Genomic DNA, 18835 nt, shown 5'->3' with positions numbered 1-18835 from the left:
CCACGCGCTGAGCCGGACCGGACCGCCTCTCAGCCGCGGCGCGGGCCTATTGTCCCTGGCGTGGCAGATCAGGACGTTTCCGAGCTGTTCGACCCCGCCCGCTGGAAGGCGGTCGAGGGGTTCGACTTCACCGACATCACCTACCACCGCGCGGTCGACCAGGGCACGGTGCGCATCGCGTTCGACCGGCCCGAGGTGCGCAACGCGTTCCGGCCGCACACGGTCGACGAGCTGTACCGCGCGCTGGACCACGCCCGGATGAGCTCGGACGTCGGCTGCGTCCTGCTCACCGGCAACGGCCCGTCGCCGCGTGACGGCGGCTGGGCCTTCTGCTCGGGCGGCGACCAGCGCATCCGCGGGCGCAGCGGCTACCAGTACGCGTCGGGCGAGACGGCGGAGACCATCGACCCGGCCCGCGCGGGCAGGCTGCACATCCTGGAGTGCCAGCGCCTGATCCGGTTCATGCCGAAGGTCGTCATCGCGGTCGTGCCCGGCTGGGCGGCCGGCGGCGGGCACAGCCTGCACGTGGTGTGCGACCTCACGCTGGCCGGCGCCGAGCACGCGAGGTTCAAGCAGACCGACGCCGACGTCGGCAGCTTCGACGGCGGCTACGGCTCGGCGTACCTGGCCCGGCAGGTCGGCCAGAAGTTCGCCCGCGAGATCTTCTTCCTCGGCCGGACCTACTCCGCCGAGGAAATGCACAGGATGGGCGCGGTGAACGCGGTCGTGCCGCACGCCGAGCTGGAGTCCACGGCGCTGGAGTGGGCCAAGGAGATCAACGGCAAGTCGCCGACGGCGCAGCGGATGCTGAAGTACGCGTTCAACCTGATCGACGACGGCCTGGTCGGGCAGCAGATCTTCGCGGGCGAGACCACGCGCCTGGCGTACATGACCGACGAGGCGGTGGAAGGCCGGGACGCCTTCCTGGAGAAGCGCCCGCCGGACTGGTCCGACTACCCCTACTTCTACTGATGGTCACCCTCGACCAGCTGAGGGCCGCGCTGACCTCCGGCGGCGGCCCGGTGACGGCACAGCCCGGGGACCTGCCGCCGTTGCGCGGTTGGGAGACCGGAGCCGCGCTCGCGGTCACGACGTCGGGCTCCACCGGCGAGCCGAAGACCGTGCTGCTCGGCGCGGACGCGCTCACCACGTCCGCCGAGCTGACCCACGCCCGCCTCGGCGGGCCCGGCCGGTGGCTGCTCGCCCTGCCGACCACGCACATCGCGGGCATCCAGGTGCTGGTGCGGTCGGTCGTGGCGGGCGTCGAGCCGGGCGTGATGGACCTGGCCCCCGGTTTCCGCGCCGCCGACTTCGCCGTGGCGTCCCGGCCGGTGCTGGCCACGCCGGGACGGCACTACACCGCCCTCGTGCCGACGCAGCTGGCCCGCCTGGTGGCTGCCGACGGCCCGGGGCTGGCCGCCGCACGGCAGTTCGACGCCGTGCTGATCGGCGGTGCGGCCACCCCGCCCACCCTCCTCGAACGCTCGCGGCAGCTCGGCGTCCGGGTGGTCACCACCTACGGGATGAGCGAGACGTCCGGCGGCTGCGTCTACGACGGGCTGCCGCTGGACGGCGTGCGCGTGCGGCTGGTCGACGGCCGGATCGAGGTCGGCGGCCCGGTGCTGGCGCTGGGTTACCAGGGCGGCGAGCCGTTCGGCGACTGGTTCCGCACCGGCGACCTCGGCCGCGTCCGCGCCGACGGCACGGTGGAGGTGCTCGGCCGGGCCGACGACGTGATCATCAGCGGCGGCGAGAACATCGCCCCCACCAGGGTCGAACGGGTGCTGACGGCCCAGCCCGGCGTGCGGGAGGCGTGCGTGGTGGGGCTGGCCGATCCCGAGTGGGGCCAAGTGGTGGCGGCGGCCGTGGTGCCGGAAAATCCGGATGAACCGCCCGACGTGGACGAGCTGTGCGCGGCGGTCGGCGACGTGGTGGGGCGGTTCGCCATGCCGAAGCGGGTCGTGTTCGTGGCGGAGCTGCCGTCGCGCGGACCCGGCAAGGTCGATCGGAGGGCGGTCGCTAGCTCGTTTGGGTGAGTTTCTGTCTTATTAGCAAGATTGTTGGTTGACAGCTAACCACGCCAGGCGATTGGCTCGCAGCGCCGAGGCGCGCGGCCCTGCCGCGGTCACCACCGCACCGCGCGCCCGGACGAGGAGTGCTGCGATGACCAGGCGCTACCTGATACCGCTCGCCGTCGCCACCGTCCTGACCGCCGGGCTCGCGTCGCCCGCCGCGGCCGCGGCCGACGTCGAGTGGCGAGCCGACCTGTCCACAGTGGACGCCGACGACAACGGCGTCACGACGCACGACGGCGCGGTGCGGCTCGACCGCGCCGCACCGACGCCCGCGAGCGCGCGGGCCGCCATCCGCACCGGGTTCCTGCAACTCGAACCGCGGACGTTCGACGCGCCGGTCAACGCCGTCGCCGCGACCGTGAAGAGCAGCGTCCCCGCCGGCGCGGAGGTCGCCGTCGACGTGCGCGGCGCGGTCGGCGACGAGCAGTGGACCGAGTGGGTCGAGGCGCGTCCCGACGCGCCAGCCGTGCTGCCGACCTCCGTCACCACCGTGCAGGTCCGGTTGGCGCTGACGGCCGAGAAGGCGTCGCCCGCCGTGAGCCAGGTGGACCTGCGGGCGTTCACGACGACCGCCGCGTCGGGGGTCGTCGCGCAGGCCGCGGGCCTGTCCTACCGGGTCTACGCGACCCGTGAGGGCCTGGTCGGCGGCACGACCGCGAACGGGCACGTGATCGTCAGCCGGGACCACTTCGTCGCCCTGCCGTCGCGGCGCGGCCTGTCGGCCAAGGGCACCGGCACGTACAGCGTGCGGGTGTGCGCGTCGAACGGCCGCTGCGAGTGGGCGCCGGTGTGGGACGTCGGCCCGTGGAACACCAAGGACGACTACTGGAACCCGTCGGCCACCCGGGAGATGTGGAAGGACCTGCCCCAGGGCAAGCCCGAGGCGCAGGCCGCCTACCAGGACGGCTACAACGGCGGCAAGGACCAGTTCGGCCGCACCGTGGCCAACCCGGCGGGCATCGACCTGGCCGACGGCACGTTCTGGGACGGTCTGAAGCTGACCGACAACGCGTGGGTCACCGTCACCTACCAGTGGACCGGTTCGGGCCCGGCGGGCTTCGTCCGCACCGCGGGCGACCCGCTGAACGTGCGCAGCGGCGCGACGTCGACGGCCTCGCAGGTCGGCTTGGCCGCGAACTACGCGCAGGTGCGGGTCGAGTGCCAGGTCACCGGCCAGTCCGTGACGGGCTCGCAGGGCACCTCGAACATCTGGTTCCGGATCGCGACGGGCAAGTTCGTCGCCCGGGCGTACGTGTCGGGCGTGTCGGGCGCCACCGCCTGCTGATCACGCGACCACCCGGGAGCGGGTCCCCGTTCACCATGTCGGAGGATGTCCGGCATGGCCACAGTCGCCCAGTGGGTATCGGGGACCCGCCCCCGCACGCTGCCGAACTCGATCGCGCCGGTGCTGGTCGGCGCGGGCGCCGCGCACCACATCGACGGCTTCGACCTGACCCGGGCGGCGCTGGCGCTCGTGGTGGCGGTGGCGTTGCAGGTCGGTGTGAACTACGCCAACGACTACTCCGACGGCATCCGGGGAACGGACGCGAACCGCGTCGGCCCGTTCCGGCTGGTCGGCTCGGGTGCGGCCGATCCGCGTGCGGTGCGCACGGCGGCGTTCGCGGCGCTGGGCGTGGCCGCGGTGGCGGGCCTGGTGCTGGTGGTGCTGTCGGGCCGGTACTGGATGGTGGCGTTCGGCGCGGTGTGCATCGCGGCGGCGTGGTTCTACACCGGTGGCCGCAAGCCGTACGGGTACTCGGGTCTCGGCGAGCTGGCCGTGTTCCTGTTCTTCGGGCCGGCGGCGGTGCTCGGCACGCTGTACGTGCAGACCGGTGAGGTCACCGGCATCGGCATCGGCGGCGCGGTCGCCATGGGCGCGTTCTCGACCGGCGTGATGATCGCGAACAGCCTGCGCGACATCCCCACCGACATCCAGGCGGGCAAGCGGACGCTGGCCTCCACCCTGGGCGACCGCGACTCCCGAAGGCTCTACCTCGCCCTGGTCTCGATCCCGTTCCTGATCACGCTGGCGATCGGCCTGCGCGTGCCGCTGGCCCTGATCGGCTTCCTGGCCCTGCCGCTGGTCGTCCTGGGCGCGCGACGGGTGCTGAACGGCAGCAAGGGCCGCGACCTGATCCCCGTGCTGCGCGACACGGGCCTGGCGATGCTGGTGTGGGGCATCGCCGTGCCCGCCGCGCTGGTGCTGGGCTGAGCCCTGGCCCATTCCTGGCCGGTCCTGGACCACCGGGGCGCGCTGCCCGCGCTCCGGGCGCCAGACCGGTCGGGTGCGCGGGCTGAGGCTGTTCGGATCGCTGCGCGCGGGCGTGGTCGCGCCCTCGGTGTGCTCGCGCCAGTGCTCGCCCGCTACCAGGCGTCCTCGGTGAACGTCATCGGCTCGTCGTCGTCACGCGGTGCGGGCTTCGGCGGTTCGACGCGTGGTTCCTCGCCGCGGCACAGCGCGGCCAGGGCGTCGCGGTCCGCCTCCAGCGCCGCCTTCACGCCGCGGTCGTCGGCGGCCTCGCCCATGAGCACCTGGCGCCAGCTCAGGTAGCCGCCCGCGATCCGGCGCTGCAACGCCTGCAGCTCCGGCGTCGCCGCGTTCGACTTCGCGTACTGCATCACCCGGCGCACGTCGTCGGCCGACGGCTCGCGCTGCGGGTACCGCAGCTTCGCCGCCTCGCGCATCGCCTTGTCGGCATCGGCGACCGACCTGGCCAGCACGTCCTCCGCCGTGAGCACCTCCGCCGTCCGCCACGCGCTCACCGCACACCCCTTCCCACGCGCCGATCCCCGCTGCGACGCACGGCACGCCCCGCGCGTTCCCATGAAAGCAGGAATCACCGGCCCCACATGCCGGTCGAGCGGAACCTCGCCAACGCGGCCAGGTGCGGTTCCAGGTCCATGCCCTGCGCGGCCACCCACTCGTCGTCGTAGTACGTGTGCGCGTACCGCTCGCCGCCGTCGCACAGCAGCGTCACGACGCTCCCGCGCAACCGCGACGCCCGCATCTCCGCGATCAGCTGGAACGCGCCCCACAGGTTCGTGCCGGTCGACCCGCCCACGCGCCGCCCGAGCACGTCCTCGACGTGCCGGATCGTCGCCACCGACGCCGCGTCCGGGACCTTGATCATCCGGTCGATCACGTTGCCGATGAACGACGGCTCCACCCGCGGTCGCCCGATGCCCTCGATCCGCGACCCGCGCGTCCCGGTCAACGACGGGCTCCCGTCGCGCCACGCGTCGAAGAACACCGAGTGCTCCGGGTCCACCACGGCCAACCGGGTCCGCAGCTTCCGGTAGTGGATGTAGCGGCCGATGGTGGCGCTCGTGCCGCCGGTGCCCGCACCCACCACGACCCACTCCGGCTCGGGCGCGGACTCCAGCGCCATCTGCTGGAACACCGACTCGGCGATGTTGTTGTTGCCGCGCCAGTCCGTCGCCCGCTCGGCGTGCGTGAACTGGTCCATGAAGTGCCCGTTCAGCTCGGCCGCGAGCCGCCGGGACTCGTCGTAGATCGCGCCCGGCTCGTCGACGAAGTGGCACCGCCCGCCCTGGCGCTCGATCAGCGTCACCTTCTCCTGGCTGGTGGAACGGGGCATCACCGCGATGAACGGCAACCCGAGCAGGCGCGCGAAGTACGCCTCCGACACCGCCGTGGAGCCGGACGACGCCTCGATCACGGGCGTGCCGCCGACCACCCAGCCGTTGCAGATCGCGTAGAGGAACAGCGAGCGCGCGAGCCGGTGCTTGAGCGAGCCGGTGGGGTGGGTCGACTCGTCCTTCAAGTACAGGTCGATGCCCCACTCCGGTGGGAGGGGGAAGTGCAGCAGGTGCGTGTCGGCGCTGCGGTTGGCGTCCGCTTCGATGATGCGGACGGCCTCGCACACCCATTCCCTGGTCCGGGAGCTACATCGGTCTACCGAAGTCGTCACGCCGGCACGATAACTTCTGCGACGTGACCTCACTTCCGATCGGCCCACTCCGCGGCAGCCTCCTCGCCGGCGCCGTCGGCGACGCGCTCGGCGGTTCGATCGAGTTCGACCGGATCGACCGCATCCGGGGCCGGTTCGGTCCATCGGGCCTCACCGACTACGCGCCCGCCTACGGCCGGCTCGGCGCGATCACCGACGACACGCAGATGACCCTGTTCACGCTGGAAGGCCTGCTGCTGGCCCGCAAGCGCGGCAGCGACCCGGTGCACGAGGTGCGGGTGGCGTACGCGCGGTGGCTGCGCACGCAGGGCGGCCCGGAGGTCAGACCGGACGGGTGGCTGCTGGACGTGCCCGAGCTGCACGACCTGCGCGCGCCCGGCAACACGTGCCTGACCGCGTTGCGCTCGGGCGTGCTGGGCACGGTGGACGCGCCGATCAACGACTCCAAGGGCTGCGGCGCGGTGATGCGCGCGGCGCCGGTGGCGTTGTGGTCCGACGACGTGCGCGAGGTGTTCGAGCTGGCCGCCGCGACCGGCGCGCTGACCCACGGCCACCCCAGCGGCTACCTGTCCGCGGGCGTGCTGGCCGTGCTCGTGGGGCAGCTGCTGGCGGGCGCGCCGCTGCCGGCCGCGATCGAGGTGGCCCGCGCCGAGCTGATCAGGTGGGACGGCCACGAGGAGCAGCTGGCCCTGCTGGACCTCGCCGTCGAGCTGGGCGTCGGCGGCGTGCGGCCGACGCCCGAGGTGATCGAGACGGCGTTGGGCGGCGGGTGGGTCGGCGAGGAGGCGCTGGCGATCGCGGTGCTGACCGCGCTGGCCGCGCGCGACCTGGCCGACGGGCTGCTGCTCGCGGTCAACCACTCCGGGGACAGCGACTCGACCGGCGCGCTGTGCGGGAACCTGCTCGGCGCCCGGGACGGCGTCGAGGCCATCCCGGGGCACTGGCTGGAGGCGCTGGAGCTGCGGGACGTGATCGAGCGCCTGGCCGACGACGCGGCGGTGGCGTTCGCGCGGTGACCGGACGCGCCGCCGCGGACCCGTCCGCTCCGATCAGGACGGCCGGCGCACGAACTGCGGCAGGCGCTGCAGGCCGTACGGGTAGGGCAACGGCCGGCTGCTGACGTCGGTCAGGCGCTCCAGCCGGTCGTCGTCGAGCGACCAGCCGGTGGCGCCGAGGTTGTCCCGGAGCTGCTCCGGCGTCCGGACCCCGATGATCGGGGCGGTCACCCCGGGCCGCTGGAGCAGCCAGCGCAGGGCGACCTGGGACGGCGTCCTCCCGACCTCGGCGGCCACGGTCGAGACCGCCTCCACGACCTGCCAGGTGCCCTCGGTCGCGTCCTCGTGCACCGACTGCCGCCGATCGGCCAGCCTGGTGCCGGCCGGGGCCTCGGTCATCTCGCGGGTGTACTTGCCGGTCAGCCGGCCGCCGCCGAGCGGGCTCCACGGGATCAGGCCGAGGCCCTCGTTGCGGCAGATCGGCAGCAGTTCGAGCTCCACGTCGCGGTCGAGCAGGTTGTAGAGCGGTTGCAGGCTGACGAACGGCTCCCAGCCGTGGTGACGGGCGAGGTCGATCGACTTCTGCAGCTGCCAGCCGGTGTAGTTGCTGGCGCCGACGAATCGCACCTTGCCGCTGCCGACCAGTCGGTCGAGGGTGGACAGGGTCTCCTCGATCGGGGTGGCGTCGTCGAAGACGTGGATCTGGTAGAGGTCGACGTAGTCGGTGCCGAGCCGCCGGAGGCTCGCCTCCACGGCCCGCACCAGGTGCTTGCGGCCGGCGCCGTTCACCGGTGCGCCGGCAGCCATCTCCCCGTACGCCTTGGTGGCGATCACCAGGTCGTCGCGGTTCCGCGAGCGCAGCCAGCTGCCGAGGATCTGCTCCGAACCGCCGTGCTGGTAGGTGTCGGCGGTGTCGACGAAGGTGCCGCCCGCGGCGGTGAAGTCGTCGAGGATCCGGTGGGCGGTCGGCTCGTCGGTCTGGCTGCCGAAGGTCATGGTGCCGAGCGCGAGTTCGCTGACCTCGAGCCCGGTTCTTCCGAGGAATCGCCGTTGCACGGGTCGAACAGTGGCACGGGTCGCGGCCGGGGACCGGGCCAATTCCCGGCGGGAATCCCGCGCCGATTCGCCGCCGAGCCGGACCGTCCGGGACGACGGGCGGACCGCCCGGTGGACAACCCTTAATCTACATAGGTAGGCTTGAGGCGTGGAACCGCTCGCACGCATCGGAGGCGCCACCGTCGACGTGCTGGAGGTGCTCCTCGGGAGCGACCAGCCGCGCTGGGGCCTGGAGATCATCAAGCTGACCGGGCGCCCGTCCGGCAGCGTCTACCCGCTGCTCGACCGCCTGGAACGGGCCGGGTGGGTCACCTCGTCGTGGGACGACGACAGCGAACGCCGGGGCCCGCGCCGCCGGATGTACGTGCTCACGCCCGAAGGCGCCCAGGAGGCGCTCAAGGTGTGCGCGAAGGCCGCGAGCCGAACGAAGGCCAAGCCCGTCACCCGACCGGAGGTCGCCCGATGAGCAGACTCACGACCCGACTGGCCCTCGCCGTGGTCCGAGCCGCCGCCCTGCGGCTGCGGCGCGAGCAACGGGACCGCTACCTGGAGCAGTGGCGCGCCGACGTCGAGGGCGCGCGGGAGCTGGGCCTGAACCCGCTCGGCGTGGCGTTCGGCGCGGCCCGCATCGCGAACCGGGAGCGCAAGCCGGTGCTGCTGCCGATCGGCCCGCTGGCGCTGGCCCTGCGGCTGCGCGAGAGCACGAACATCGGCGCCGTGCTGGCCGTGATGGTGCTGGCCAACCTCGGCGGGGCGATCCTGCTGGTGCTGTGAGGCGCTAGGCGGCGTCGCCGCGCAACTGGGCGCGCAGCTTCTCGCGTTCGGCGCGGCGCACCGCCTGCTTCTCCTCGAGGCCCTGCGCGACCCGCTTGCGCAACCCGCCGAACACGAACAGCGACAGCGGCAGGGCCACCACCACGCCCACCGCGAGGGCGACCAGCAGCGGCACGTTCACGAGCACGAGCAGCGCGGTGACCGCGGCGACCATGCCAAGGCGCGCGCCGATGTAGAGCGTCACATCACGACCCAGGTGCACGGTTACCCAGGTTACGCGTCGTCCGCGGGACCGGCCGCCGCGGTGTTCGGACGGCCCTCGAACCGGGTGGACAGCACCACCGTGGTGCGCGTGCGCGCGACGCCCTGGATGCGCCGCAGCCGGCCGAGCGAGCGTTCCAGGTCGTCCACCGTGGCGACCCGCACCTTCACGATGAACGACTCGTCGCCGGCCACCCGGTAGCACGACTCGACCTCGACCAGCTCGGCCAGCGCGACGGCCAGCTCGTCGTCGTCCGCGGTGTCGGTGGGGTGGATGCTGACCAGGGCGGTCACGCCGAGGCCGACGGCGCTCGGGTCGACCACCGCGTGGTAGCCGACGATCACGCCGGTGGCTTCCAGCTTGCCGACCCGTTCGTGCACGGCGGAGGCCGAGAGGCCCACCTTGCGCCCCAGGTCGGCGTAGGTGGCCCGGCCGTTCTCCCGCAGCGCGGCGATGATCTGTCGATCAAGAGCGTCCACCGGTCACAGGGTAGGCCCACCGACCTCGATGTCCGAACCGCGTGCTTCGTCCCTTACTACCTCTTTACCATCACCCAAGCGTTCGAGTACCCGATGGGTGGGGTGCCACGATGCGTCCGGTACGTCTGATCGCCATCGGGGAGGATGCCGTGACCGTGACGCAGGGACACCAGGGGGAACGCCTGCTGACACCGGGTGAGGTCGCGAACTTGTTCCGGGTCGACCCGAAGACGGTCACCCGCTGGGCCACCGCCGGTCGGATCGGCTCGATCCGCACGCCGGGCGGGCACCGCAGGTTCCGGGAGTCCGAGGTGCAGCAGCTGTTGTCCCAGCTGACCACGGAGGCGACGGAGCCGGTTCGGCACTGACGACGTGCACCTCCGCGACACGGGTAATCTCGTGGCAAAGGAGGTGGCGACCATGCTCTACCTGCTCGCGGTGATCGGTGCGCTCACCATCGCCGTGCTGCTGTGGCGTGCGTTCGGACCGAACCGGGTCGATACCGCCCCCAGTCGTCGGATCGTGGCGCCGGACGACGACCCGGACTTCCTGCGCAAGCTCGGTGAGCAGCGCAAGAAGAAGCCGGACGACGAAGAGTGACAACGGTGGGGCCTCGCACCGAGGCCCCCTCGTCGCGTCAGTTGTTCGGGAAGTCGTCGGCCACGGTGGCGGCGAGCTCCAGCAGCGCGAGCCGGGTGTCCGGTGCGAGCTTGTCCAGCTCGATCTCCGCACCCTCTTCCAGGTGCGTGTCGAACGGGATCCGCACCACGGCGCGGCACCGCTGGGCGAAGTGCGCGGCCAGCTTGTCCAGGTCGACCTTGCCCGAGCCCGGCCGCACCGAGTTGATCACCGCGACGGACTTCGCGACCAGGTCGCGGTAGCCGTGGGCGTCCAGCCAGTCCAGCGTCGCCGCCGAGGTCTGCGCGCCGTCCACCGAGCCTGAGGACACCAGCACCAGCGAGTCGGCCTGGTCCAGCACGCCCTTCATGGCCGAGTGCATCAAGCCGGTGCCGCAGTCGGTGAGCACGATGTTGTAGAAGAGCTCCAGCAGCCCCATCGTGCGCAGGTAGTCGAGGTCGCTGAACGCCTCCGACACCGCCGGGTCCTGCTCCGACGCCAGCACCTCGAGCCGGCTGGGCGACTGCGAGGTGTACGCGCGCACGTCGCTGTACCGGGTGATCTTCGAGGCGTCGCGCAGCAGGTGCCGCACGGTCGCCGTGGTCTCCCTGGGCACCTTCAGCGCCAGCGTGCCGCGGTCGGGGTTGGCGTCCACCGCGATGACCCGGTCGCCGCGCAGCGAGGAGAACGTCGAGCCGAGCGTGGTCGTCGTCGTGGTCTTGCCGACGCCGCCCTTGAGGCTCAGCATGGCGATCTTGTAGCAGCCGCGCAGCGGCTGGTTGATCCGGCCGATCAGCTCACGCCTGCGGACGTCCGCGGGGCTCTCGCCGAAGTTGACCAGACCGCCGGTGACCGAGTGCACGGTCTTGCGCCAGCCGGACTGCGGCTTGCGCTTCGCGCGCTTGATCAACTGCTGCGAGGACACGTCGTTGGCGTTGGCCGCCCGCTGCGGTTGCTGGTGCTGCGGCTGGACGCTCTGCGGGAAGTTGTTGGGGAACCCGCCCTGGTACTGGTGCGGTCCCGACTGGTTCGGTCCCGGCTGGCCGGGGTACGGGCCGGACTGGCCGCCGGAGACCTGGTAGGCGCCCGACTGGCCGCCCGCCACCTGGTAGGCGCCCGACTGCTGCCCGGAGACCTGGTACGCGCCGGACTGCTGGCCCGAGACCTGGTACGGCCCGGACTGCTGACCCGACACGGGGTAGGGGCCCGACTGCTGGCCCTGCACCGGGTACGGCCCGGACTGCTGGCCCTGCGCCGGGAACCCGCCCGACGGGGGGCCGGTCACCGGGCCGGACTGCGCCGGGTCGAGGTAGACGGTCTGGGGGTCGACGTAGTGGGCACCCGATCCCGGCTCGACCTGGTAGCCGCCCGACTGGTTCGGGTTGGGCTGCTGCCCGTCCGCTCCGGTCGACTGCTGCCACGACGGCTCAGGATTCTCGTAGCGACCGGTCACCGCTGGGGTCCTCCCTGAGCGAAGCGGATCGAGACCTCCCCGACCCCACGCGTCCGACGGTAGTCGGCCACCAGTGGTTCCACGACACTGGGTGCTCGCTCCCCCGAGCATCGCGGACGGGGCCGCGAACACCGCGTTACACGTGGTCTACGGCATCAGCCGACGCCCGCGTACGAGTGCATCCCAGTCGTTACGAGGTTGATGAAGAACAGGTTGAACACGGTCAGCGCGAAGCCGAGCGAGTTGATCCACGCGGCGGGCCTGCCGCGCCACCCCGCCGTGGCCCGCGCGTGCAGGTACGCCGCGAAGACGACCCACGAGACGAACGCCACGGTCTCCTTCGGGTCCCAGCCCCAGAACCGGCCCCACGCCGCCTCGGCCCAGATCGCGCCGCAGATGATGCCGATGGTGAACAGCGGGAACGCGAACACCGTGCTGCGGTAGGCGAGCCGGTCGAGCACGTCGGCGTCGGGCAGCCGGGTGAACCGCGCGCGGCCGGAGGTCTTCAGCAGGTACAGCACGCTGGCCACGCCGGGCACCAGCAGCACGCCGCTGGACACCGAGATCACCGACACGTGCACCACGAGCCAGTACGACTGCAACGCGGGCTGCACGGGCGCGGCGTCGGCGTAGAGCACCGTGCCGCCGAGGAACATCAGGATCACGATCGGCACGAGCACGAAGCCGCCGAGCTTGCGGACGTCGAACGTGCGCGACAGCACGAGCCACGTCACGACGGCGGCCAGCGTGAGCAGCGAGCCGTACTCGTACATGTTGCCCCACGGCGCGCGCTCGGTCGCGAACCCGCGCAGCACCAGGGACGCGGTCTGCAGCACCGCGCCGAGCACGGTCAGCGCCACGCCCATGCGGCCCAGGCGTTCGGCGCGGGACCGCTCCGGCTCGGTGACCCGGCCGGGCGTCCACGTGCCGTCGGCCCGCGTGCCGCCCGACACGACGGCCGCCGCGGCCGGTTCGCGGGTCTTGGCGGGTCGGGCGAACGCCGCCTCGCACAGGTACAGCACGGCGGCGAAGAAGTAGATCGCCACGGCCGCGCCGTAGGTCCAGTCGCTGTAGGTCGCCAGCGCCGTGTTGACCGGCATCAGCTCTCCTCCTTGTGGGCGAGCAGGTCGCGGGAGAGCTCGGTGAACTCCTCGCCGTACCCGGCCTGATCAGTGCGCGCGAGGCCGCCGACCTCGACAACGGTACGCCCGTCCGGCCCCGGTGCGGCCCGCACCCAGACGCGGCGGCGCTTGATGCTCAGCGAGACGGCCAGCCCCAGGATGACCAGCACCGAGAACACGAGCACCCACACCTGCGTGGGGTCGTGGGACACCTGCAACGACACCCAGTCGCGGACGCCGTCGAAGCGGATCACGGTGCCGTCGTCGAGCGTCAGCTGCTCGCCCTGCAAGAGGTTCTGCCGGGCGACCTTGGTCAGCTTGCCGTCGCGGACCATCTTCTGGTCGATCGAGAAGATGGACTGGCCGCGACCGGAGTCGGTGCCCAGGTCGCCGCGGTAGACGTCGATCGCGACCGCCGGGTCGTTCGCGGCGGGGAACGCGGAGTCGAGCAGCTCGCCCTGGAAGACGGCGGTCGGCGCGAGCAGGCCGGTGATCGCGAGCTGGCTCTTGCGGCGCTGCTCGGCGTCCGGCACGTTCGGCGGGTCGAACTTCGTCGCGCCCTCCGAGGCGAGCGTGACCTGGTCGACCGGGCGCCACTGGGTCGCGCCGGAGCGGGTCTCGCCGTTGGGGAAGGTGACCGTGAACAGCGGCGTGTAGCCGTGGCCGAGGAGGTAGACCCGGTCGCCCGCCGTGCGCAGCGGGCTGTTGACCTCCAGCGGGTACGGCCGCCACGCGCCGGTCCGCAGGTCCGCGCCCGACTGGTACTGGATGGCCGCGTGGAAGCTCTCCGCCTGGCCGTTGTGCAGGTAGGTGGCGTCGAAGTCGTCGACCCGCACGCAGAACTGGTTGAGCCGCGTGCCGTCCACGCGCAGGCCGGGGCGGAACGTGTCGTAGTTGTAGACGCCCGAGTTGCAGAACTGGCCGCCGTTCGCCTGCACGATGACCTGGCCCTCGTAGCCGAACATCTTGCCCAGCGCGAACGCGACCAGCAGGCCCAGCAGGGAGAAGTGGAACACCAGGTTGCCGGTCTCGCGGAGGAACCCGCGTTCGGCGCTGATCGTGCGGGCGCCGTCCGCCTCGTCGCGGGTGACGGTCCGCCAGCCCTTGAGCCGGCGTTCGGCGTGCTCGATGACGGCTCGCGGGGACGAGGTCGTGTCGGCGGCGGCGTGGTGCGGCATCCGGGCCAGGTTGCGCGGCGTGAGCACCGGCTTGGCCCGCATCTGCTTGAAGTACTCCCACGTGCGCGGCAGCAGGCAGCCCACCAGCGACACGAACAGCAGCACGTAGATCGCGGAGAACCAGAAGCTCGCGTAGACGTCGAAGAACTGCAGCCGGTCCAGCAGCCGGCCCCACCAGCCGTTGTCGGCGATGTACTCGTCGACCTTGAAGGAGTTCAGCGAGCGCTGCGGCAGCAGCGCACCCGGCATCGCGCCGAGGGCGAGCAGGAAGAGCAGGGTCAACGCGGTGCGCATGGCCGTCAGGCCGCGCCACGTGTTGCGCAGGAAGGCGAGGAGGGCGCGCACTACAACGGCAGTTTCAGGTCGTTGACGACGGCGTCGCGCAGCCAGGCGACGAAGTCGCCCCACAGGCCGGTGACCAGGGCGACGCCGACGGCCATCAGCAGCACGCCGCCGAACACCTGCACCTGGCGGACGTGCGAGCGCAGCCAGCCGGTCGTGCGGACCGCCCAGCGCGCGCCGAGCGCGATCAGGACGAACGGCAGGCCGAGGCCGAGGCAGTAGGCGAGCACGAGGACCCCGCCGCGGGCGGTGACCGAGCCGACCTCGGTGCTGCGGGTCAGCGCCAGCACGCCCGTGAGCGTCGGGCCCAGGCACGGCGTCCAGCCGAGCGCGAACACCCCGCCGAGCAGCGGCGCGCCGAGCAGGCCCGCGCGCGGCGTGCGGTGCAGGCGGATGTCGCGCTGGAGGCCGGGGACGAGCCCGATGAACACCAGTCCCATGGCGATCGTGATGACGCCGCCGACGCGCTGGAGCACGTCGCCCTGGACCCAGAACAGGTCGGTCAGCCCGAGCACCACGAACGACATCAGCGCGAACACGATCGTGAAGCCGAGCACGAACAGCAGCGCGGCGCCCGCGACCCGCCAGCGGCCGGTCTTCCTCGCCTCGTCGTCCTGGACCGCCGGCGCTTCCGCGCCGACCAGGCCCGCGAGGTAGGCGAGGTAGCCGGGCACGAGCGGGACCACGCACGGCGAGGCGAACGAGATCGCACCGGCCAGGACCGCCACGCCGGTCGCGAGCAGGATCGGGCCGGAGGTGGCCAGATCGGTCGGATTCACGCCGTCCAGGGTAGGTATCGACTACTTGACGGCTCCCACCGGCATCTGTGTTCGAGGCCACTGCTCCGCAGATGGCGGGCTCGGTCGCCTGGAAGTCGACCGCTCGCGCCTGATTTCCCGACGATCGAAAAGCGTGATCGCCGGGAAATGAGTCGCGAACGATCGACGCGACCTCGCGGCGGCTGTACCCGTCTCAGTGAATGTTTAAACCCGACCATCAACCCTTGTGGGTTAGCGGGCAACTCCATAGCGTGACTGCCATGCGCGCACACCGGCTCACCTTGCCCGTGCTGGCCGTCGCCTTCGCCGTCGTCGCCGCTCCCCTGCCCGGCGGCGCCGCGGAGGCCGGCGGTCCCGGCGTGGAGTGGGTGGAGGTCTTCTCACCGGACGGCACGATCTCGCGGACGCCCGTGGCGGTCGCCGTCGAGACCAGGGCCGCGCCCGAGGCGGTGGCCGCCGACGTGGTGGCCATCCAGGAGACCGGCGCGCCGGACCAGCGGTTCGACCTGGTCTTCGTCGGCGACGGCTACACGGCGGGCGAGCTCGGCGTCTTCCACGACCACGTGGTGAGCAAGTGGACGGAGCTGTCCGCGGTCGAGCCGTTCAAGTCCTACCGCCAGTACTTCAACGTCTGGCAGGTCAACGTCGTGTCGAACGAGTCGGGCGTCGACCACGACCCGACCCTGGGCACGGCCCGCGACACGGCTCTCGACATGGGCTTCTGGTGCCAGGGCCGCGACACCCAGACCGAACGCCTGCTGTGCGTGAACCAGACCAAGGCGGGCCAGTTCGGCGCCCTCGCGCCGCAGGCCGACCAGGTCATCGCGCTCGGCAACACGGCCAAGTACGGCGGCGCGGGCGGTGGCGTGGCGACCGCGGCGGGCGCGAACGACCAGGCCGGGCAGATCGCCGTGCACGAGCTCGGCCACTCGATCGGCAAGCTCGCCGACGAGTACGACTACCCGTACGACCAGTACAGCGGCGAGGAGCCGACCGAGGTCAACGTGACCGCGGACCCGACCGGTGCGAAGTGGTCGGCCTACCTGGGCCAGGCGTCGCCGGACGGCGGCGTGGTCGGCGCGTTCGAGGGCGCCCGGTACTACAAGCTCGGCCTGTACCGGCCGACCGAGAACTCGATCATGCGCACGCTCGGCCGCGAGTTCAACCTCGTCGGGCGGGACGCGATGATCGACGCGTTCAAGGCCAAGGTGCCCGAGCTGCGCTGATCCCGGCCGTGATCCCGGCCGTGATCCCGAGCCGCGGTGACCGTCAGGACTCCGCGGCCAGGTCCTTGACCAGCCCGACCAGGTCCGAGGCGATCACGGCGCCGAGGAACGCCGCCGCCACCCGGTGCTGCTTGTCCAGCACGAACGTGGACGGCACGGCGTTGGGCGGCACCCCGCGGAAGGCCAGCATCGCCCGCCCCGACTCGTCGTAGATCGACGGGTAGGTCAGCTGCCGGTTGGCCATGAAGTCCCGCGGCGCCTCGGTCGAGCTCTCCTTGACGTCCACGCCGATGACCTGCACGCCGAGCGGCCCGGTCTCGTCCTGCACCTTCTGCAGCTCCGGGGCCTCGGTCCGGCACGGCCCGCACCACGCTCCCCAGACGTTGACGATCACGACCTTGCCCGCGTAGTCGTCCAGGGAGACGGTCTTGCCGTCCTCCATCAGGCTCGGCCCGGACAGCCCCGTGACCTTCTTGCGCTCGTCGCCGTCGTAGCGCAGCTTCGTCTCGCCGTCGGGCGCGACGAGCTGGAACTCCGAACCGGCCACCACCGCGTCGTCACCGGTCGAGCAGCCGGTGACGAGCAGGAGCGCGACCGCGAGGCCCGAGAGGGCGGAACGGGGCCTCATGCCCCGGTCACCCTCGGGTTCGTCGCGCCGACCGGCTCGGTGTAGACCACGCGCACCAGCTGCTCGCCCTCGAACACGAGGCTGGTCAACGACGCCAGCGAGCACTCGCGGCGACGGGGGTCGTGCCACATCCGCTTGCCCTCCAGGAACCGCCGCAGCGTCCAGATCGGCAGCTGGTGCGACACGCACACGGCCTCGTGGCCCTCGGCCTCGGACCGGGCCCGCTGCACCGCGCCGAGCATCCGGTGCGCGATCGCCAGGTACGGCTCGCCCCACGACGGCCGGAACGGGTTGACCAGCTTCGGCCAGTGCTTGGGCGAGCGCAGCGCGCCGTCGCCGACGGCCACCTTCAGGCCCTCGAACTTGTTGTCCGCCTCGATCAGCCGCTCGTCGGTGTCCAGCTCGAGCCGGTGCGAGTCGGCGATCGGGGACGCGGTCTGCTGCGCCCGGTCCAGCGGCGAGGCCACGACGTGCGCGATGTCGTGGTCGGCCAGGTGCTCGGCCACGGTCAGCGCCTGCTTCTGGCCCCGTTCGGACAGCTTGAAGCCCGGCAGGCGGCCGTAGAGGATGCCGGTCGGGTTGTGCACCTCGCCGTGCCTGAGCAGGTGGACGACCGTGCGGCTCACTGGGTCGCCTCCGCGGCGGCGCGGGCGGCGTGCGGCAGGGCGTCGGCGATGACCTGGAAGTCGTCGTCGGTCATGGCCGCGTTGACGAACCACGCCTCGAAGGCGCTCGGCGGCGCGTACACGCCGCGGTCGAGCAGGGCGTGGAAGAACGCCGGGAAGCGCCACGTCTCGGCGCGCTGGGCGCCCGCGTAGTCGGTGACCTCGGTGTCGGTGAAGAACACGCTGACCAGGTTGCCGGCGAACTGGACCCGGTGCGCGACGCCCGCTTCGGTGAGCGCGGTGGTGAACAGCGCGCCCAGGCGCGTGGCGTTGGCGTCGAGGGTGCGGTAGACGTCGTCCGTGGCGGCGCGCAGCGTGGCCAGGCCCGCCGCCACCGCGACCGGGTTGCCGGACAGCGTGCCCGCCTGGTAGACCGGGCCGGCGGGCGCGAGCTTCGACATCACGTCGGTCCGGCCGCCGAACGCCGCCGCGGGCAGGCCGCCGGACATGACCTTGCCGAACGTGTAGAGGTCGCCCTCGACGTTCTCCAGGCCGTACCAGCCGGCGCGGGACACCCGGAAGCCGGTCATGACCTCGTCCATGATCAGCAGCGCGCCGTTGTCCTGGCAGAGCTGCCTGAGCTCGGCGTTGTGCCGGGGCGCGATCGCGCCCATGTTGCCCGCCGCGGCCTCGGTGATCACGCAGGCGATCTCGCCCGGGTTCTCGGCGAAGGCCAGCTTGACGGCCTCGACGTCGTTGTAGGGCAGCACGAGGGTGTCGGCGGCCTGCGCGCCCGTGACGCCGGGTGAGGTGGGCAGGCCGAGCGTGGCGACGCCGGAGCCGGCCTGGGCGAGCAGCGCGTCCACGTGGCCGTGGTAGCAGCCGGCGAACTTGACGACCTTGCGGCGGCCGGTGAAGCCGCGGGCCAGCCGGATCGCGCTCATGGTGGCCTCGGTGCCGGAGTTGACCAGGCGGACCTGGTGCACCGGCGCGACCCGGTCGATGATCTCCTCGGCCAGCTCGACCTCGCCCTCGGTGGGCGTGCCGAACGACAGGCCGTGCACGGCCGCCTCGCGGACGGCGCGCACCACGTCCGGGTGGGCGTGCCCGAGGATCATCGGGCCCCACGACGACACCAGGTCGACGTAGCGGTTGCCGTCGGCGTCCCACAGGTGCGGGCCCTCGCCGCGGACCATGAACCTCGGCGTGCCGCCGACCGAGTGGAAAGCCCGCACCGGGGAGTTCACGCCACCGGGGATCACCGCCGCCGCGCGCTCGAACAGTGCCTGGGATCGCGTCGCTGTCACGCCGT

General features: G+C 72.2%; 22 protein-coding genes. 10 read left to right on the top strand and 12 right to left on the bottom strand.

Annotated elements, in window-relative coordinates; genetic code table 11:
• The first annotated feature begins 60 nt into the window (after positions 1–60).
• The 4 genes from ACZ7GX_RS13760 to ACZ7GX_RS13745 all read left to right on the top strand — a co-directional run bounded on the left by ACZ7GX_RS13760 (position 61) and on the right by ACZ7GX_RS13745 (position 4287).
• Positions 61–972: a 1,4-dihydroxy-2-naphthoyl-CoA synthase gene (locus ACZ7GX_RS13760; protein WP_498776377.1), complete on the top strand. Its 912-nt coding sequence runs from the start codon at positions 61–63 to the stop codon at positions 970–972.
• Entirely contained in the window at positions 972–2036 is a 1065-nt protein-coding gene (gene menE / locus ACZ7GX_RS13755; protein ID WP_498776375.1) for an o-succinylbenzoate--CoA ligase, read from the top strand. The genes ACZ7GX_RS13760 and menE overlap by 1 nt, the downstream gene beginning before the upstream one ends.
• Positions 2037–2163: 127 nt before the next feature.
• Complete coding sequence (locus tag ACZ7GX_RS13750) at positions 2164–3360, top strand: DUF8814 domain-containing protein (protein ID WP_498776373.1); 1197 nt, start codon at positions 2164–2166, stop codon at positions 3358–3360.
• 54 nt (positions 3361–3414) lie between these two features.
• Entirely contained in the window at positions 3415–4287 is an 873-nt protein-coding gene (locus tag ACZ7GX_RS13745) for a 1,4-dihydroxy-2-naphthoate polyprenyltransferase (RefSeq protein ID WP_498776371.1), read from the top strand.
• A gap of 152 nt (positions 4288–4439) precedes the next feature.
• On the opposite strand, the gene ACZ7GX_RS13740 is transcribed toward ACZ7GX_RS13745, so the two are convergent.
• Both ACZ7GX_RS13740 and cds1 read right to left on the bottom strand, forming a co-directional pair.
• Positions 4440–4838 carry a hypothetical protein gene (locus ACZ7GX_RS13740; protein ID WP_498776369.1) on the bottom strand — a complete coding sequence of 133 codons (399 nt, stop codon included), beginning with the start codon at positions 4836–4838 and terminating at the stop codon, positions 4440–4442.
• Between the two features lie 74 nt (positions 4839–4912).
• The gene (gene cds1, locus ACZ7GX_RS13735) at positions 4913–5962 is read right to left on the bottom strand and encodes an L-cysteine desulfhydrase Cds1 (RefSeq protein ID WP_498776367.1); all 1050 of its coding nucleotides are present in this window, start codon (positions 5960–5962) and stop codon (positions 4913–4915) included.
• 68 nt (positions 5963–6030) lie between these two features.
• On the opposite strand from cds1, the gene ACZ7GX_RS13730 reads away from it, so the two are divergent.
• The gene (locus tag ACZ7GX_RS13730) at positions 6031–7023 is read left to right on the top strand and encodes an ADP-ribosylglycohydrolase family protein (RefSeq protein ID WP_498776365.1); all 993 of its coding nucleotides are present in this window, start codon (positions 6031–6033) and stop codon (positions 7021–7023) included.
• A 33-nt stretch (positions 7024–7056) separates the two neighbouring features.
• Here ACZ7GX_RS13730 and ACZ7GX_RS13725 read toward each other — a convergent pair whose 3' ends face one another.
• Complete coding sequence (locus ACZ7GX_RS13725) at positions 7057–8226, bottom strand: aldo/keto reductase (protein WP_498776363.1); 1170 nt, start codon at positions 8224–8226, stop codon at positions 7057–7059.
• Between ACZ7GX_RS13725 and ACZ7GX_RS13720 the strand changes: the two genes are divergently transcribed.
• Entirely contained in the window at positions 8207–8524 is a 318-nt protein-coding gene (locus tag ACZ7GX_RS13720) for a PadR family transcriptional regulator (protein WP_498776361.1), read from the top strand. The two genes, ACZ7GX_RS13725 and ACZ7GX_RS13720, sit on opposite strands and share 20 nt — an antisense overlap.
• Complete coding sequence (locus ACZ7GX_RS13715; RefSeq protein ID WP_498776359.1) at positions 8521–8832, top strand: hypothetical protein; 312 nt, start codon at positions 8521–8523, stop codon at positions 8830–8832. Before ACZ7GX_RS13720 ends, ACZ7GX_RS13715 begins: the two co-directional genes overlap by 4 nt.
• Positions 8833–8836: 4 nt before the next feature.
• Here the strand turns inward: ACZ7GX_RS13715 and ACZ7GX_RS13710 are convergent, their stop codons facing one another.
• On the bottom strand, positions 8837–9094 hold the full coding sequence (locus ACZ7GX_RS13710; RefSeq protein WP_498776357.1) for a DUF4229 domain-containing protein: 258 nt from the start codon (positions 9092–9094) through the stop codon (positions 8837–8839).
• Positions 9095–9105: 11 nt separating this feature from the next.
• On the bottom strand, positions 9106–9573 hold the full coding sequence (locus ACZ7GX_RS13705) for an Lrp/AsnC family transcriptional regulator (protein ID WP_073886017.1): 468 nt from the start codon (positions 9571–9573) through the stop codon (positions 9106–9108).
• 149 nt (positions 9574–9722) lie between these two features.
• Here ACZ7GX_RS13705 and ACZ7GX_RS13700 point away from each other — a divergent pair, with 149 nt between their 5' ends.
• Both ACZ7GX_RS13700 and ACZ7GX_RS13695 read left to right on the top strand, forming a co-directional pair.
• Positions 9723–9941, top strand: a complete 219-nt coding sequence (locus tag ACZ7GX_RS13700) for a BldC family transcriptional regulator (RefSeq protein WP_241828460.1) — start codon at positions 9723–9725, stop codon at positions 9939–9941.
• 52 nt (positions 9942–9993) lie between these two features.
• Complete coding sequence (locus ACZ7GX_RS13695; protein WP_053715371.1) at positions 9994–10173, top strand: hypothetical protein; 180 nt, start codon at positions 9994–9996, stop codon at positions 10171–10173.
• Between the two features lie 37 nt (positions 10174–10210).
• Here the strand turns inward: ACZ7GX_RS13695 and ACZ7GX_RS13690 are convergent, their stop codons facing one another.
• The 4 genes from ACZ7GX_RS13690 to ACZ7GX_RS13675 form a co-directional block, all read right to left on the bottom strand.
• Positions 10211–11644, bottom strand: a complete 1434-nt coding sequence (locus ACZ7GX_RS13690) for a MinD/ParA family ATP-binding protein (RefSeq protein ID WP_498776354.1) — start codon at positions 11642–11644, stop codon at positions 10211–10213.
• 155 nt (positions 11645–11799) lie between these two features.
• Entirely contained in the window at positions 11800–12744 is a 945-nt protein-coding gene (ccsB, locus tag ACZ7GX_RS13685; RefSeq protein WP_498776352.1) for a c-type cytochrome biogenesis protein CcsB, read from the bottom strand.
• Positions 12744–14237, bottom strand: a complete 1494-nt coding sequence (resB, locus tag ACZ7GX_RS13680; RefSeq protein ID WP_498776593.1) for a cytochrome c biogenesis protein ResB — start codon at positions 14235–14237, stop codon at positions 12744–12746. The genes ccsB and resB overlap by 1 nt, the downstream gene beginning before the upstream one ends.
• A 50-nt stretch (positions 14238–14287) precedes the next feature.
• Positions 14288–15064, bottom strand: a complete 777-nt coding sequence (locus ACZ7GX_RS13675; RefSeq protein ID WP_498776350.1) for a cytochrome c biogenesis CcdA family protein — start codon at positions 15062–15064, stop codon at positions 14288–14290.
• 260 nt (positions 15065–15324) lie between these two features.
• On the opposite strand from ACZ7GX_RS13675, the gene ACZ7GX_RS13670 reads away from it, so the two are divergent.
• A complete protein-coding gene (locus ACZ7GX_RS13670) occupies positions 15325–16290 on the top strand; it encodes a M64 family metallopeptidase (protein WP_498776348.1) in 966 nt (321 codons plus the stop codon).
• A 43-nt stretch (positions 16291–16333) separates the two neighbouring features.
• Here the strand turns inward: ACZ7GX_RS13670 and ACZ7GX_RS13665 are convergent, their stop codons facing one another.
• From ACZ7GX_RS13665 to hemL, 3 genes are read right to left on the bottom strand one after another with little or no spacing between them, the layout of a single operon-like run.
• Entirely contained in the window at positions 16334–16918 is a 585-nt protein-coding gene (locus ACZ7GX_RS13665; protein WP_498776346.1) for a TlpA disulfide reductase family protein, read from the bottom strand.
• Positions 16915–17544, bottom strand: coding sequence for a histidine phosphatase family protein (locus tag ACZ7GX_RS13660; RefSeq protein WP_498776344.1), 630 nt, complete (start codon positions 17542–17544; stop codon positions 16915–16917). The genes ACZ7GX_RS13665 and ACZ7GX_RS13660 overlap by 4 nt, the downstream gene beginning before the upstream one ends.
• A complete protein-coding gene (hemL, locus tag ACZ7GX_RS13655; RefSeq protein ID WP_498776342.1) occupies positions 17541–18830 on the bottom strand; it encodes a glutamate-1-semialdehyde 2,1-aminomutase in 1290 nt (429 codons plus the stop codon). The genes ACZ7GX_RS13660 and hemL overlap by 4 nt, the downstream gene beginning before the upstream one ends.
• Positions 18831–18835 lie beyond the last annotated feature (5 nt).

It is taken from the genome of Actinosynnema sp. NPDC037264 (assembly GCF_055603705.1).
The sequence above is the reverse complement of the archived record's forward strand: the minus strand, read 5'-3'. Positions and strand labels throughout refer to the sequence as shown.

Excerpts from the sequence above, each read along its gene's own strand:
- menE (WP_498776375.1), top strand. The coding sequence starts at position 972 with ATGGTCACCCTCGACCAGCTGAGGGCCGCGCTGACCTCCGGCGGCGGC.
- ACZ7GX_RS13750 (WP_498776373.1), top strand. The coding sequence starts at position 2,164 with ATGACCAGGCGCTACCTGATACCGCTCGCCGTCGCCACCGTCCTGACC.
- ACZ7GX_RS13745 (WP_498776371.1), top strand. The coding sequence starts at position 3,415 with ATGGCCACAGTCGCCCAGTGGGTATCGGGGACCCGCCCCCGCACGCTG.
- ACZ7GX_RS13725 (WP_498776363.1), bottom strand. The coding sequence starts at position 8,226 with ATGCGTGCGAGCGGTTCCACGCCTCAAGCCTACCTATGTAGATTAAGG.
- ACZ7GX_RS13715 (WP_498776359.1), top strand. The coding sequence starts at position 8,521 with ATGAGCAGACTCACGACCCGACTGGCCCTCGCCGTGGTCCGAGCCGCC.
- ACZ7GX_RS13695 (WP_053715371.1), top strand. The coding sequence starts at position 9,994 with ATGCTCTACCTGCTCGCGGTGATCGGTGCGCTCACCATCGCCGTGCTG.
- ccsB (WP_498776352.1), bottom strand. The coding sequence starts at position 12,744 with ATGCCGGTCAACACGGCGCTGGCGACCTACAGCGACTGGACCTACGGC.
- resB (WP_498776593.1), bottom strand. The coding sequence starts at position 14,237 with ATGCGCACCGCGTTGACCCTGCTCTTCCTGCTCGCCCTCGGCGCGATG.
- ACZ7GX_RS13670 (WP_498776348.1), top strand. The coding sequence starts at position 15,325 with ATGCGCGCACACCGGCTCACCTTGCCCGTGCTGGCCGTCGCCTTCGCC.
- ACZ7GX_RS13665 (WP_498776346.1), bottom strand. The coding sequence starts at position 16,918 with ATGAGGCCCCGTTCCGCCCTCTCGGGCCTCGCGGTCGCGCTCCTGCTC.